Consider the following 14,717-nt stretch of genomic DNA (forward strand, 5'->3'; position numbering starts at 1 on the left):
CCCGGCACACGCCTGACACACACCATCCCCACACCGCGCGGGCGCGCCACCAGCGCTCCCGCGCGGTGCCATATTCCGAACCACTGACGGAGGCCCTGCGGTGCACGAACTGCCGCAACAGCTGGCCAATGGACTCATCCTCGGCGCGATGTACGGTCTCATCGCGATCGGCTACACGATGGTCTACGGCATTGTCCAGCTCATCAACTTCGCCCACGGCGAGATATTCATGGTCGGCGGCTTCGGCGCCCTGACCGTCTACCTGATACTGCCCGCCGGGTTCTCCCTCGGCGCCGCGATCCCCCTCATGATCCTCGGCGGAATGGTCGTCTCCGTCGCCGTGGCCACCGCCGCGGAACGCTTCGCCTACCGCCCCCTGCGAGGCGCACCACGGCTCGCCCCCCTGATCACCGCGATCGGGCTCTCCATCGTCCTGCAGCAACTCGTCTGGCAGTGGTACCCCGACGCCAAGAAGGACCACCCCTTCCCCCAGCTCGAGGGCGAAGCGCTCAGCCTCCTCGGCGCCGACCTCCAGCCCGGCGGCATCTTCCTCCTCGTCGCCGCCCCCATCTCCATGATCGCCCTCGGCTTCTTCGTCAACAAGACCCGCACCGGCCGCGGCATGCAGGCCACCGCGCAGGACCCCGACACAGCCAAGCTCATGGGCATCAACACCGACCGCATCATCGTCACCGCCTTCGCGATCGGCGCCGCCTTCGCCGCCGTCGCCGCCGTCGGATACGGCCTCCACAACGGCCAAGTCAGCTTCCGCATGGGCTTCCTGCTCGGCCTCAAGGCCTTCACCGCAGCCGTCCTCGGCGGCATCGGCAACATCTACGGAGCCATGCTCGGCGGCCTCGTCCTCGGCGTCGCCGAAGCCCTCGCCACCGGATACATCGCCGAAATCCCCGGCATGGAACTCTTCGGCGGAGGTAGCTGGAAGGACGTCTGGGCCTTCAGCCTCCTCATCATCGTCCTCCTCGTCAGGCCCCAGGGCCTGCTCGGCGAGCGCGTCGCGGATCGGGCGTGACCACCATGACCAACCTCACCAAAACCACGAGCACCACCAGCCCCGACGACAGCAACGCCCCCCTCATCCCGCTGCCCCCCACCGCCGCCCGCGCCACGGCACTCGCCGGATCCGCGATCGCACTCGCCGGCACCTTCCTCGCCTGGACCTGGAGCGAGGAATTCCCCGGCAACCTCACCGTCACCGGCTACCCCGGCGGCCTCCAGACCCTCACCCTCACCGTCGCACTCCTCACCCTCCTGTTCACCCTCTCCGGGTACGGAATCAAAGGACTGCGCTGGCTCACCCCCGGCGGCACCAACAGCCCCGTACGCCTCCTGGCACTCGCCACCCTCGGCACCACCGGCTTCACCATGGGCGCCATCTCCGTCGTCCTCGGCGGCCTCGTCAACCTCGAACCCGGCGCCTGGATCTCCGGCACCGGCGCACTCATCGCCACCATCGGCGCCTTCGCACTCCCCCACGACGCACACGGCGAACAACCCCCCACCGGCCTCTGGGAACGCATCCGCCACACCCTCAAGGCACCCGCACCCGGCACGCCTCAGAAGCTCCCCGGCTGGGCCGAGATCCTCGTCATCACCGGCGTCTTCGCCGCAGGCCTGGCCCTCTTCGCCTACGGCATCGACATCGAGTACCCCGAACTCTTCATCGGGTTCCTCATCGCCGTCGGCTTCGCCTTCGCCGCCCTCGGCAAAGCGGGCCTGCTGCGACGCCTCAGCCAACTCGCCGGCACACACCGCAAGGTCGCCATGATCGCCGCCCTGGTCGCCGCGATCTGCTTCCCCTTCACCCAGACCAACGACCAGTACGCCCTCATCGGCGCCCAGGTCCTCATCTTCGCCACCGTCGCCCTCGGCCTCAACGTCGTCGTCGGCCTCGCCGGACTCCTCGACCTCGGCTACGTCGCCTTCCTCGGCGTCGGCGCATACACCGCAGCCCTCGTCTCCGGCACCGCCAGCTCCGCCTTCGACGTCAAATTCCCCTTCTGGGCAGCCGCCCTGGCCGGAGCCGCAGCCTCACTCATCTTCGGCGTCATCATCGGCGCACCCACCCTGCGACTGCGCGGCGACTACCTCGCCATCGTCACCCTCGGCTTCGGCGAAATCTTCCGCATCACCGTCCTCAACCTCAACGGCGTCACCGGACCCGACATCACCAACGGCTCCAACGGCGTCACCAACGTCCCCGACCTCAACATCCTCGGGTTCGACCTAGGCATCCAGCACGACTTCCTCGGCTTCAGCCTCACCAGGTCCTCCAACTACTTCCTGCTGATGCTGCTCTTCACCGTCATCGTCGTACTCGTCTTCCGCCGCTCCGCCGAATCCCGCATCGGCCGCGCCTGGGTCGCCATCCGCGAAGACGAAACCGCCGCCACCGCCATGGGCATCAACGCCTTCCGGCTCAAGCTCCTCGCCTTCGCACTCGGCGCCGCCCTCGCCGGCTTCGCCGGATCCGTACAGGCCCACCTCGGATACAGCGTCACCCCCGAGCAGTACCAGTTCGCCGGATCCGTGGCACCCAACTCCGCGTTCCTCCTCGCCGCCGTCATCCTCGGCGGCATGGGCACCATCGCCGGACCCCTCATCGGCGCCGCACTCCTCTACCTCATCCCGGCCAAGCTCGCCTTCATGCAGGACTACCAGCTCGTCCTCTTCGGACTCGCCCTCATCCTGCTCATGCGCTTCCGCCCCGAAGGCCTCATCGCCGACCGCCGCAAGAAACTCGAATTCCACGAACACGAACAACAGACCACACCGGACGCCCCACCACCCGGCAGCACCACCGGCGTCGCGAAGGCGGGGGCGTGAACACCATGACGACCACCACAGCCACCACCACCGCCGTCCTCGACGCCAGCGGCGTCACCATGCGCTTCGGCGGCCTCACCGCCGTACGCAACGTCGACCTCACCGTCAACGCGGGCGAGATCGTCGGCCTCATCGGCCCCAACGGCGCCGGCAAGACCACCTTCTTCAACTGCCTCACCGGGCTCTACATCCCCACCGAAGGCAAGGTCAGCTACAAAGGCACCGTCCTGCCGCCCAAACCGCACCTCGTCACCCAGGCAGGCATCGCCCGCACCTTCCAGAACATCCGCCTCTTCTCCAACATGACCGTTCTGGAAAACGTCCTCGTCGGCCGCCACACCCGCACCAAGGAAGGCCTCTTCTCCGCCCTCCTCCGCGGCCCCGGCTTCAAGAAGGCCGAACAGGCATCCCACGCACGCGCCATGGAACTCCTGGAGTTCACCGGCCTCGCCCACAAGGCCAAGCACCTCGCGCGCAACCTGCCCTACGGCGAACAACGCAAGCTCGAAATCGCCCGCGCGCTCGCCAGCGACCCCGGACTCCTCCTCCTCGACGAGCCCACCGCCGGCATGAACCCGCAAGAGACCCGCGCCGCCGAAGAACTCGTCTTCGCCATCCGCGACATGGGCATCGCCGTCCTCGTCATCGAGCACGACATGCGGTTCATCTTCAACCTCTCCGACCGCGTCGCCTGCCTCGTCCAGGGCGAAAAACTCGTCGAAGGCACCCCCCAGGTCGTCCAGGCCGACGAACGCGTCGTCGCCGCCTACCTCGGCACCCCCTTCGAAGGCGCCCCCGGCGCCGAAGAGGCCGCCGAAGTCCAAGCAGCCGAGGACCACGCCGCGGAGGACCACGCCGCCGAGGACCAGACCACCGAAGACGACGCCGACGCACCCAGCACCACCCGCACGAACCGCACCGAAGGAGACACCCCATGACCGCCCTCCTGGAGGTCGAGGACCTCCGCGTCTCCTACGGCAAGATCGAAGCCGTCAAGGGCATCTCCTTCAGCGTCGAAGAAGGCCAGGTCGTCACCCTCATCGGCACCAACGGCGCAGGAAAAACCACCACCCTGCGCACCCTCTCCGGCCTCCTCAAGCCCACCGCCGGAAAGATCACCTTCGACGGCAAACCACTCTCCGGCATCCCCGCACACAAGATCGTCGCCCTGGGCCTCGCCCACTCCCCCGAGGGACGCCACATCTTCCCCCGGCTGACGATCACCGAGAACCTCCAACTCGGAGCGTTCCTGCGCAGCGACAAAGAAGGCATCCAGAAAGACATCCAGCGCGCCTACGAACTCTTCCCCATCCTGGGCGAACGCCGAAAGCAAGCCGCAGGCACCCTCTCCGGCGGCGAACAGCAAATGCTCGCCATGGGCCGCGCACTCATGTCCCAGCCCAAACTGCTCATGCTCGACGAACCCTCCATGGGCCTCTCCCCGATCATGATGCAGAAGATCATGGAGACCATCACCGAACTCCGCTCCACCGGCATGACGATCCTGCTCGTCGAACAGAACGCCCAAGCAGCGCTCTCCCTCGCCGACCAGGGCCACGTCATGGAGATCGGCAAGGTCGTCCTCTCCGGCACCGGACAGGACCTCCTCCACGACGAGTCCGTCCGCAAGGCGTACCTCGGCGAGGACTGACCCTCCCCCACGCACGCCAAGGGGCCCGGCCCGCGCACACCACGCGGACCGGGCCCCTCTGCGTACGCCCCGGACCTACTGCTCCTTGGCCGCCGCCTTCTTCTCCTCGGCGTCCTCGATGACCGCCTCCGCCACCTGCTGCATCGACAGCCGACGGTCCATCGACGTCTTCTGGATCCACCGGAACGCGGCCGGCTCCGTCAGCCCGTACTGCGTCTGCAGGATCGACTTCGCCCGGTCCACCAGCTTCCGCGTCTCCAGCCGCTGCGTGAGGTCCGCGACCTCGCTCTCCAGCGTCTTCAGCTCGGCGAACCGCGAGACGGCCATCTCGATGGCCGGGACGACGTCGCTCTTGCTGAACGGCTTCACCAGGTACGCCATGGCCCCGGCGTCCCGCGCCCGCTCCACGAGGTCGCGCTGCGAGAACGCGGTCAGCATCAGTACGGGGGCGATGGACTCGGCCGCGATCTGCTCGGCGGCGGAGATCCCGTCCAGGACCGGCATCTTCACGTCGAGGATGACCAGGTCCGGCTTGTGCTCCCGGGCCAGCTCCACGGCCTTCTGCCCGTCCCCGGCCTCGCCCACGACCGAGTAGCCCTCTTCCTCCAGCATCTCCTTGAGGTCGAGCCGGATGAGGGCTTCGTCCTCGGCGATGACGACACGGGTCGTCAGCGGCGGAACGTGCGACTTGTCGTCGTCGGCGACGGACGGCTGGGGCGACTCGGGGGTGGTCACGGGGCTCCTCGGTACGGGGCATATACAGCTGCCAAGAGCGTACCTAGCTGCGGTATGGTGGTCATGCAGCGGGTCGGGGGAAACCTTCGATTCGTTAGGCCCCGGTAGCCCAACTGGCAGCAGGCAATGGATTCAAAACCCATACAGTGTCGGTTCGAATCCGACTCGGGGCACTTTTCCTTGGATTCCAAGGTCGCATGGTTTTGGCGACACTCCACACAAACGTGTGAGCGTGTCGCCTTTTTCATGCGCGGCAACGGGATCACTCGCAAGATCGCTCCCGTGTACGACATGGCAACGCGCAAGCGAGCACTTTCTCTCGTCGCCCAAGGGCTCAGCTTGAACTCCGCGAGCAAGGAAACCGGCATATCCCGGTCTGCCATCCGCTCCTGGCAGGCCTGCATCGAACCGCTCCCTCGCATCGCTGGTGCCCCGATGCGGGACACTCCGGCCGATCCAGCCGCGTATGCATATCTGCTCGGTCTATACCTGGGCGACGGCTGTCTCAGCGAGCACCCGCACGGTGGCCACCAGCTCCGCGTAGCCTGCGCCGACGCGTGGCCCGGCCTCATCGACGAGTGCCGGACAGCCATCACCAAGGTGCACCCTCAGAGCAAGGTGTACTCCCTGCAGCGACAGGGGTACGTCAGCGTGACCAGCTACAACCGGAGCTGGCCAGTTCTCTTCCCGCAGCACGCACCAGGCAAGAAGCACCTTCGACAAATTGCCCTGCAACCCTGGCAGCAGTCCATCGTGGGCGAGTTCCCCTGGGGGTTCATCCGAGGGCTCGTCCACTCCGACGGTTGCCGAATCACCAATTGGACCACGCGGCTCATTGGCGGTGCGCGCAAGCGCTACGAATACCCGAGGTACTTCTTTACCAACAAGTCGGACGACATCAGGCGCATGTTCACCGATGCACTGGATGCCGTGGGCGTGGCATGGAAGCACCCCAACGCATGGAACATCTCCGTGGCCCGACGCGCGTCCGTAGCGCTCATGGACGCCCACGTCGGGCCGAAGTACTGAACACACGCGCCTACTTGGGGCTGTCGTCCTCGCCGATGTGGTGGATGCGGACCAGGTTCGTGGAGCCCGCGATTCCCGGCGGGGAGCCGGCCGTGATCACGACCACGTCGCCCTTCTGGCAGCGGCCGATCCGAAGCAGTTCCTCGTCCACCTGGGCGACCATCTCGTCCGTGGAGCCGACCTTCGGGCCGAGGAAGGTTTCCACGCCCCAGGTGAGGTTCAGCTGGGAGCGGGTGGCCGGTTCGGGGGTGAAGGCGAGGAGCGGGATCGGGGAGCGGTAGCGGGAGAGGCGCTTGACCGTGTCGCCGGACTGGGTGAAGGCCACGAGGAACTTGGCGCCGAGGAAGTCGCCCATTTCGGCGGCTGCGCGGGCGACGGCGCCGCCCTGGGTGCGGGGCTTGTTGCGGTCGGTGAGGGGTGGGAGGCCCTTGGCGAGGATGTCCTCTTCCGCCGCCTCGACGATGCGGGACATCGTGCGGACCGTCTCGATGGGGTATTTGCCGACGCTTGTTTCGCCGGAGAGCATGACGGCGTCGGTGCCGTCGATGACGGCGTTGGCGACGTCGCTGGCCTCGGCGCGGGTGGGGCGGGAGTTGTCGATCATCGAGTCGAGCATCTGGGTGGCGACGATGACGGGTTTGGCGTTGCGCTTGGCGAGTTTGATGGCGCGCTTCTGGACGATGGGGACTTGTTCGAGGGGCATTTCGACGCCGAGGTCGCCGCGGGCGACCATGATGCCGTCGAAGGCGGCGACGATGTCGTCGATGTTGTCGACGGCCTGGGGTTTTTCGACCTTGGCGATGACAGGGAGGCTGCGGCCTTCCTCCTTCATGATGCGGTGGACGTCTTCGATGTCGCGGCCACTGCGGACGAAGGAGAGGGCGATGATGTCGGCGCCGGTGCGCAGGGCCCAGCGGAGGTCGTCGATGTCCTTTTCGGAGAGGGCGGGGACGGAGACGGCGACGCCGGGGAGGTTGAGTCCCTTGTGGTCGGAGACCATGCCGCCTTCGATGACGGTGGTGTGGACGCGGGGGCCTTCGACGGAGGTGACTTCGAGGGTGACTTTGCCGTCGTCGACGAGGATGCGTTCGCCGGTGGTGACGTCGGTGTGGAGGCCGGTGTAGGTGGTGCCGCAGGTGTGGCGGTCGCCTTCGAGGGGTTCGACGGTGATGGTGAAGGTGTCGCCGCGTTCAAGGAGTACGGGGCCTTCGCGGAATCGGCCCAGGCGGATCTTCGGGCCTTGTAGGTCGGCGAGGATGCCGACGCTGCGTCCGGTCTCTTCGGAGGCGTTGCGTACGTGCTGGTACCGCGCCTCGTGTTCGGCGTAGGTGCCGTGGCTGAGGTTGAAGCGGGCGATGTCCATTCCGGCTTCGACCAGGGCTTTGATCTGGTCGTATGTGTCGGTGGCGGGGCCCAGGGTGCAGACAATTTTTGCTCGGCGCATGGGTCGAGCCTAGGGCTTACCGATGGGTAGGTATTTGGTTGCGCATGACTACTCAACAACCTTTGGGTGAAAGGTTATTGACAAGTGTTGAATTGTGCGCGGGGGCGCTCTGATGAGCAATTGGGAGTGCCCTGCTCAGAGTTGGGGCGGGGCCATGGTGAAGCGTGCGTTGACGTGGGCGTGGACGGTTTGTCGCTGGGGTTCGAGGTCGAGGGTGGGAGTTTCGTCGGTCATGGCCATGTCGGTTCCGCCGTAGGCGGCCATGCGCAGGGAGGGGGCTGCGGCAAAGGGTTCGGCGTGTTCGGTGCCTTCGTCGGCGAGTTCGAGGAGGGCGACGAGGTGGGTGTCGAGGGCTTCGGCGTATGCCCGGGCACGGACGACGGCTTCGCGGACTGCTTGGGTGCGGGCTTGTGCGTAGACGGGTGAGGTGGGGCGCAGGGCCCACCAGGGGCCGTCGACGCGGGTGAGTTCGAGGTCGGAGAGTCGGGTGGTGAGTTCGCCGAGTGCGGTGAAGTCGGCGAGTTCGGCGGTGAGGTGGACGCGGCCGTGGTAGGCGCGGATGTGTTCGGTGCGGCCTTTGCGGGTGAGTTCGGGGTTGATGGAGAAGGAGCCGGTTTCGAGTTTTTCGACGGCGTCGCCGTAGGTCTTGATGAGGTCGAGGGCTGCGGTGTTGCGTCGGGTGAGGTCGTCGAGTGCGGTGCGGCGGTCGGTGCCGCGGGCGCTGACGGTGATGGTGATGCGGGCGATTTCGGGGTCGACTTCGAGGCGGGCTTCGCCGCGGACGGCGACGCGGGGTGCGTCGGGGGTGCCGTGGGGGGCGGGGGTGTTGTTCACGGGTGGCTCCTCTGGTTGCGGTACGGACCACTGTGGCATCCGGGTGTGACATCGGGGAGTCATCGGATCGAAACCTGTAGGGGGTGTCGTGGTGGGTGGCTCTGGGTCAGAATCTACGCGCGTTGTGCATGGGCAACGCGTGGACTAAGGGGTTCAAATGCCGCTGAATCGACGGAAGTTTCTGGGTCGGGCCGCCGCTACGGGTGCCGGTGTGGCGATCGTGGGCGGGGCTGCGGGGTCTGCTGAGGCCGCCGGGCAGGGTGGTGGGCGCGGTCCGGGGCGTCCGCCGAGGCGGTATGCGTTCACGGTGATGGGGACGACCGATCTGCACGGGAACGTCTTCAACTGGGACTATTTCACCGACAGGGAGTTCGACGACAAGGATCACAATGACGTCGGTCTGGCGAAGATCTCCACGCTGGTGAACGCGGTGCGCAAGGAGAAGGGGCGCGGGAACACGCTCCTCATCGACGCGGGTGACACGATTCAGGGCACCCAGCTTTCGTACTACTACGCGAAGGTCGATCCGATCACCGCGAGGCGCGGTCCGGTGCATCCGATGGCGCAGGCGATGAACAGGATCGGTTATGACGCCGCCGCGCTCGGCAATCACGAGTTCAATTACGGAATTCCGGTGCTGCGGAAGTTCGAGGAGCAGTGCGATTTCCCGCTGCTGGGGGCGAATGCGCTGGATGCGAAGACGCTGCGGCCGGCGTTCGCTCCGTACAGCATGCACCGGCTGCGTACCCCGTACGGGCGGGATGTGCGGGTGGCGGTGCTGGGGCTGACGAATCCCGGTATCGCGCTCTGGGACAAGATGAATGTGCAGGGGAAGATGGTGTTCCCGGGGCTTGAGGAGCAGGCGGCGAAGTGGGTGCCGAAGCTGCGGTCGATGGGTGCGGACGTCGTGCTGGTGTCGGCGCACTCGGGTTCCAGTGGGACTTCCTCGTACGGTGACCAGCTTCCGTACGTGGAGAACGCGGCGGGTCTGGTGGCGGAGCAGGTGCCGGGCATCGACGCGATTCTGGTGGGGCACGCGCACACCGAGATAGCGGAGTACTTCGTCGAGAACAAGCAGACCGGGAAGAAGGTGCTGCTGTCGGAGCCGTTGAAGTGGGGGCAGCGTCTGACGCTGTTCGACTTCGAGCTGGTGTGGGCGAAGGGCCGCTGGGCGGTGGAGAAGGCGTCGTCGCGGGTGCTGAACTCGAACACCGTGGCGGAGGACCCGCGGATCACCCGGATGCTGGGTGACGAGCACAAGAAGGTCGTGGCGTACGTCAATCAGGTCATCGGCACCTCGACGACGGCGATGACGACGGCGGAGGCGGCGTGGAAGGACGAGCCGCTGATCGACCTGATCAACCTGGTGCAGACGGAGACGGTGCAGGCGGCGCTGGCCGGCGGGGAGTACGCGACGCTGCCGGTGCTGTCGCAGGCGTCCTGCTTCTCGCGTACGGCGAAGGTGCCGGCGGGGCAGATCACGATCAGGGACGCGGCGGGTCTGTACCCGTTCGAGAACACCCTGGAGGCGCGGCTGCTCACGGGTGCGCAGCTCAAGGAGTACCTGGAGTACTCGGCGAAGTACTACGTGCAGACGCCCGCCGGTGCTGCGGTGGACCCGGCGAGGCTGACGAATGCGGAGGGCACGCCCGACTACAACTACGACGTGGTGTCGGGGCTGACGTACGAGGTCGACATCGCCAAGCCGAAGGGTGCGCGGATCGTGAACCTTGCCTTCGAGGGGAAGCCGGTGGATCCGAAGGCTCAGTTCGTGTTCGCGGTGAACAACTACCGGGCGTCGGGCGGTGGGGCGTTCCCGCACATCGCGGGCGCCAGGCAGCTGTGGGCGAATTCGGAGGAGATCCGGAACACGATCATCACGTGGGTGAGGGCGAAGGGGACGGTGGATCCGAAGGCGTTCGCGTCGGTGGACTGGAAGCTGACCAGGGACGGTGAGCCGGTGTTCTAGCGGGTCCAGGGGCCGCCGCGCTCTCGCTGGGCCGGTGGGTTCCGGCGGGGCGGTGGGCCGAAGCGCTCCGCGGGGGGTGGTCTGGTTCGGCGGGGCGGAGATCCGGCTCGGTCGGGCGGGGTGAGCCATCCGTTCCGGTCCGGTGGGCGCCGGTGTTTGTCGCGGGGTGACGTGGGCGGGGTTCCGCTCGCGTCACCCCGTTGTCTCGCGGCCGAGCACCGTCACGCGTTCTGGAAGGCGCTCGCCGCTTCCGGGTAGTCAGACCTTCAGTTGTACGAGGCCCTCGCGCGGGGCGGGGAGGAGAGGGCGGGCAGGGTTGCCGAGGCCGAAGGTGGTGAAGGCGGTGCGGGCGGGGAGGGGGTAGGCGTCCGTGCCGGTGAGGGAGTTGAGGATGACGGCGCTGCGCCAGGCGGCGAGTCCGAGGTCGGGGGCGCCGACGCCGTGGGTGTGGCGTTCGGCGTTCTGGACGTACACCGAGCCCTGGACGACGGGGTCCAGGACGAGACGTTGCTGTGCGTCGATGCGGGGGCGCTGGGAGGAGTCGCGTTTCATGTACGGGTCGAGGGCGGCGAGCAGCCGGTCGACGGGGCGTTCGCGGTAGCCGGTGGCGAGGACGACGGCGTCGGTGGTGAGGCGGGAGCGGGTGCCCTGCTGGGTGTGTTCGAGGTGGAGTTCGACCTTGGTGGTGGCGACGCGGCCTGCGGTGCGGACGTGGACGCCGGGGGTGATGGTGACGTCCGGCCAGCCGCCGTCGAGGGTGCGGCGGTAGAGCTCGTCGTGGATGGCGGCGATGGTGTCGGCGTCGATGCCTTTGTGCAGTTGCCATTGGCGGGGCAGGAGTTCGTCGCGTACGCCTTCGGGGAGGGCGTGGAAGTAGCGGGTGTAGTCGGGGGTGAAGTGTTCCAGGCCGAGCTTGGAGTACTCCATGGGGGCGATGGCTTCGGTGCGGGCGAGCCAGGTGATCTTTTCGCGGCCGGTGGGGCGGGCGCGGAGCAGGTCGAGGAAGACCTCGGCGCCGGACTGGCCGCTGCCGATGACGGTGACGTGGTCCGCCCCGAGCAGCTGGGGGCGGTGCTGGAGGTAGTCGGCGGAGTGGAGGACGGGGACGGCGGGGGCTTCGGCGAGGGGCTTGAGGGGTTCGGGGATGTAGGGGGCGGTGCCGACGCCGAGGACGAGGTTGCGGGTGTAGGTGCGGCCGAGGGCTTCGGCTTCTCCTTCGGGGTCGAGCTGGGTGAAGTCCACTTCGAAGGCGACGCGTTCGGGGTTCCAGCGGACCGCGTCGACCTGGTGGCCGAAGTGGAGTCCGGTGAGGTTCTCGCTGACCCAGCGGCAGTAGGCGTCGTACTCGGCGCGTTGGATGTGGAAGCGCTCGGCGAAGTAGAAGGGGAAGAGGCGTTCGCTGTCGCGGAGGTAGTTGAGGAAGGTCCAGGGGCTGGACGGGTCGGCGAGGGTGACGAGGTCGGCGAGGAAGGGGACTTGGAGGGTGGCGCCTTCGATGAGGAGGCCGGGGTGCCAGTGGAAGGCGGGGCGTTGTTCGTAGAAGGCGGTGGTGAGGCCGCCGTGGATGCCGTCGGCGAGGGCGGCGAGGGAGAGGTTGAAGGGGCCGATGCCGATGCCGACGAGGTCGTGGGGGCGGTCGGGGGCGGGGGCTTGGGGGCCGGGGGGCGGCGGGGCGGCGGTCATCGGGGGTGCCTTCCGGGTGGGCGGGGTGGGGGTCGGCGAACGGGGGGGTGGGCTGTCGGGGGTGCGGGTTGACGGTGACGCCTCAGGGATTGGCGTCACGCAGCCCACGGTGGAGGGGTGGCTGCACCGGGGGTGAAGATGGCCCGTCGGAGGTCGGAGCCTGCCCCCGGGGGCAGGGGGGTGGGGGTTGCCCGCCGGGTGTAAGGGCGCTGGTGCCGGGGGGCGGCGTGCTCATGGGGGGTCCTTCGGGGTGCGCGTTGACGACACACCAGGGTGTACGGGGGATGGGAGCGGTGTCCGGAGTGGACAACGATCGCGACCCGAAAGGGGTATCGGCTCGCGGTGAGGGGGCGTTGACGGGGCCGGGGCTGGTATGGGACGGCTGGGATGCCGTGGGACCAGGCGTTTCTGAGGCGGGTCTGGTGGGGGCACGGTGGAGGGGCGGGGGCGGGGCGTACGGGTGGGGGGCACGGCGTATGGGGGCGTACCGGGGGCGGTGCGGCGGGTCGTACGGGTGGGGGTGCTGCGGCGGGACGTACGGGTGGGGCGTGAGGGCGTCGGGGCGGGGTCGCGGCGTCCGCTGGGGCCGCCCCCTTGCCCGCCCGTTCCGCCCCCGGGGGGCGGCCCCGCCGCCCAAGGGACTCAAGGCGGGCGGCCGGGCCGCCTCTGGGGGCCGCCGGAGTGGAGACGAGCAGGGGGATGGCTGGATGTGACAGATGCTCGTCATTGCGGACGCGCGGGGCGGAGGCGACGATGGGGGCATGGCTGCTCCCCACCGCGTCGTCGTCGTCGTTTTTCCCGATGTCGACCTCCTCGATGTGACCGGCCCCGCCGAGGTGTTCTCGCTGGCGAATCGCGAGGTCGGCGGGGCGCCCCGTTACGAGGTGCGGCTCGCCGGGCCCGGGGGCGGGGTGGTCAGGACGTCGGCCGGGGTCCGGCTCGTGACCGATCTCGCGCTGGAGGACGTCGGGGCCGCGGTCGACACGCTGCTGGTTCCGGGGGCTGTGGAGGCGGGGCCTGAGGGCCCCGTGGCGGTGGTGGATCCCGGGATCGTTGCGTGGGTGCGCGAGACCGCGCCGTGTGCCCGGCGGATCGCTTCGGTGTGTGTGGGCGCGCATGTGCTCGCCGAGGCCGGGCTGCTGGACGGGCTGACGGCGACCACCCACTGGTCGACGGCGGCCCAGCTGGCGGCCGATTACCCCTCCGTGAACGTCGACGCCGACCCGATCTTCGTACGGTCGTCGGGGCGGGTGTGGACCGGAGCGGGGATCAGTTCCTGTCTGGATCTGGCGTTGGCGCTGGTCGCGGAGGACCTGGGTGAGGAGGTCGCGCTCGCGGTCGCCCGCAACCTGGTGCTGTACCTGAAGCGGCAGGGCGGGCAGAGTCAGTTCAGTGTGCCGCTGTCGCCGCCGGCTTCCTCCAGGCGGGACATCGACGAGTTGCGGCTGTGGATTTCGGAGCGACTGGCCGAGGATCTGTCGACGGCCGAGCTGGCGTCGCGGATGGGTCTGAGCGAGCGGCACTTCGCCCGGGTGTTCCGGCAGGAGACGGGGGCGAGTCCGGCCGCGTACGTGGAGGCGGCGCGGGTCGAGGTGGCCCGGCGGCTGCTGGAGAGTACGGACTCGTCGCTGGCGGCGGTGGCCAGGGCTTCGGGGCTGGGTTCGGTGGAGACCCTGCACCGGGCGTTCCGCAAGCAGCTGGCGACGACTCCGGCCGCGTACCGGCGCAGGTTCCGTACGACTGCCGGCGTTTCCCGGCCGTAGGCCTGCGGGATGTTCCTTCTTCCCTTTCCGGGTTTTTCTTCCCTCTTCGAGAAAGCGAAACGTGACCATGACGAATTCTTCCGTGCCCTCCTCGACGCTGCGTCAGGTCGGTGGGCTGAGCGATGCGCTTCCCCGGCTGGGTGACGCGGCCGCGCTGATCATGATCGACTTCCAGGACACCTATCGTTCCGGTGTGATGGCCCTGGAGGGGGTGGAGGAGGCCATCGCGGCGGGCGCCCGGCTGTTGTCCGCGGCGCGGGCGGCGGGGCTGCCGGTGGTGCATGTGCAGCACGACGGTGGCCCGGGTTCCCCGTACGACATACGGGCGGACATCGGCCGGATCAGTGCCGAGGTGGCGCCGGTCGAGGGTGAGGAGGTCGTGGTCAAGAACTTCCCGAACTCCTTCCACCGGACGGAGCTGGAGAAGGTGCTGGCCGCCCGGGGGGTGCCCAGCGACGGCACGTTGGTGCTGGCGGGGCTGATGACACACATGTGCGTCAACTACACGGCACAGGGTGCGTTCAACCTCGGTTATCGGCCGGTGGTCGTCGCCGAGGCGACGGCGACGCGGGCGCTGGGCGCTCCGGACGGGACGGTCGTTCCGGCCGAGGTGCTCAAGCCGGCTGCGCTGGCCGGGATCGCCGATCTCTTCGCCGTGGTGGCGCCGAAGGTGGACGACCTGCTGGTGTGAGGGTGCGCGCGAGTACGGGAACGGCCGGACGGGGAGGTGCTCCCGTCCGGCCGTTGCCGTACCTGTCCCGTGAC

12 protein-coding genes and 1 tRNA gene are annotated in these 14,717 nt (G+C 68.2%); 9 read left to right on the forward strand and 4 right to left on the reverse strand.

The genetic code is table 11. From position 1 onward, the window contains the following. Positions 1-100: 100 nt before the first annotated feature. From HNQ79_RS00420 to HNQ79_RS00435, 4 genes are read left to right on the forward strand one after another with little or no spacing between them, the layout of a single operon-like run. Entirely contained in the window at positions 101-1,030 is a 930-nt protein-coding gene (locus tag HNQ79_RS00420; RefSeq protein ID WP_185025560.1) for a branched-chain amino acid ABC transporter permease, read from the forward strand. Positions 1,031-1,035: 5 nt separating this feature from the next. After that, positions 1,036-2,844, forward strand: coding sequence for a branched-chain amino acid ABC transporter permease (locus HNQ79_RS00425; RefSeq protein WP_185026501.1), 1,809 nt, complete (start codon positions 1,036-1,038; stop codon positions 2,842-2,844). Between the two features lie 5 nt (positions 2,845-2,849). Next, a complete protein-coding gene (locus HNQ79_RS00430; protein WP_185026502.1) occupies positions 2,850-3,782 on the forward strand; it encodes an ABC transporter ATP-binding protein in 933 nt (310 codons plus the stop codon). Beyond that, positions 3,779-4,495, forward strand: coding sequence for an ABC transporter ATP-binding protein (locus HNQ79_RS00435; protein ID WP_185025562.1), 717 nt, complete (start codon positions 3,779-3,781; stop codon positions 4,493-4,495). The genes HNQ79_RS00430 and HNQ79_RS00435 overlap by 4 nt, the downstream gene beginning before the upstream one ends. A 75-nt stretch (positions 4,496-4,570) precedes the next feature. Here HNQ79_RS00435 and HNQ79_RS00440 read toward each other — a convergent pair whose 3' ends face one another. Continuing rightward, positions 4,571-5,230 carry an ANTAR domain-containing response regulator gene (locus tag HNQ79_RS00440; protein ID WP_185025564.1) on the reverse strand — a complete coding sequence of 220 codons (660 nt, stop codon included), beginning with the start codon at positions 5,228-5,230 and terminating at the stop codon, positions 4,571-4,573. A gap of 98 nt (positions 5,231-5,328) precedes the next feature. Here HNQ79_RS00440 and HNQ79_RS00445 point away from each other — a divergent pair. Together HNQ79_RS00445 and HNQ79_RS00450 are read left to right on the forward strand one after the other, a co-directional pair. After that, positions 5,329-5,403 (forward strand) — tRNA-Leu (locus tag HNQ79_RS00445). Positions 5,404-5,512: 109 nt separating this feature from the next. Then, positions 5,513-6,259: a helix-turn-helix domain-containing protein gene (locus HNQ79_RS00450; protein ID WP_185025567.1), complete on the forward strand. Its 747-nt coding sequence runs from the start codon at positions 5,513-5,515 to the stop codon at positions 6,257-6,259. A 10-nt stretch (positions 6,260-6,269) separates the two neighbouring features. Here HNQ79_RS00450 and pyk read toward each other — a convergent pair whose 3' ends face one another. Together pyk and HNQ79_RS00460 are read right to left on the reverse strand one after the other, a co-directional pair. After that, positions 6,270-7,703 (reverse strand): pyruvate kinase, encoded by a 1,434-nt coding sequence (pyk, locus tag HNQ79_RS00455; protein ID WP_185025569.1) that lies wholly within the window; start codon positions 7,701-7,703, stop codon positions 6,270-6,272. Between the two features lie 135 nt (positions 7,704-7,838). Beyond that, positions 7,839-8,576 carry an SIMPL domain-containing protein gene (locus HNQ79_RS00460; RefSeq protein ID WP_185026503.1) on the reverse strand — a complete coding sequence of 246 codons (738 nt, stop codon included), beginning with the start codon at positions 8,574-8,576 and terminating at the stop codon, positions 7,839-7,841. A 118-nt stretch (positions 8,577-8,694) separates the two neighbouring features. Here HNQ79_RS00460 and HNQ79_RS00465 point away from each other — a divergent pair, with 118 nt between their 5' ends. Beyond that, entirely contained in the window at positions 8,695-10,506 is a 1,812-nt protein-coding gene (locus HNQ79_RS00465; protein ID WP_185025571.1) for a bifunctional metallophosphatase/5'-nucleotidase, read from the forward strand. Between the two features lie 258 nt (positions 10,507-10,764). Here HNQ79_RS00465 and HNQ79_RS00470 read toward each other — a convergent pair whose 3' ends face one another. Continuing rightward, on the reverse strand, positions 10,765-12,189 hold the full coding sequence (locus tag HNQ79_RS00470) for a lysine N(6)-hydroxylase/L-ornithine N(5)-oxygenase family protein (protein WP_185025573.1): 1,425 nt from the start codon (positions 12,187-12,189) through the stop codon (positions 10,765-10,767). Between the two features lie 761 nt (positions 12,190-12,950). On the opposite strand from HNQ79_RS00470, the gene HNQ79_RS00475 reads away from it, so the two are divergent. Beyond that, positions 12,951-13,952 (forward strand): GlxA family transcriptional regulator, encoded by a 1,002-nt coding sequence (locus HNQ79_RS00475; RefSeq protein WP_185025575.1) that lies wholly within the window; start codon positions 12,951-12,953, stop codon positions 13,950-13,952. Between the two features lie 67 nt (positions 13,953-14,019). Beyond that, on the forward strand, positions 14,020-14,643 hold the full coding sequence (locus tag HNQ79_RS00480) for an isochorismatase family protein (protein WP_185025577.1): 624 nt from the start codon (positions 14,020-14,022) through the stop codon (positions 14,641-14,643). Positions 14,644-14,717: the final 74 nt, after the last annotated feature.

The organism is Streptomyces candidus (genome assembly GCF_014207445.1).
GTDB lineage: Bacteria > Actinomycetota > Actinomycetes > Streptomycetales > Streptomycetaceae > Streptomyces > Streptomyces candidus.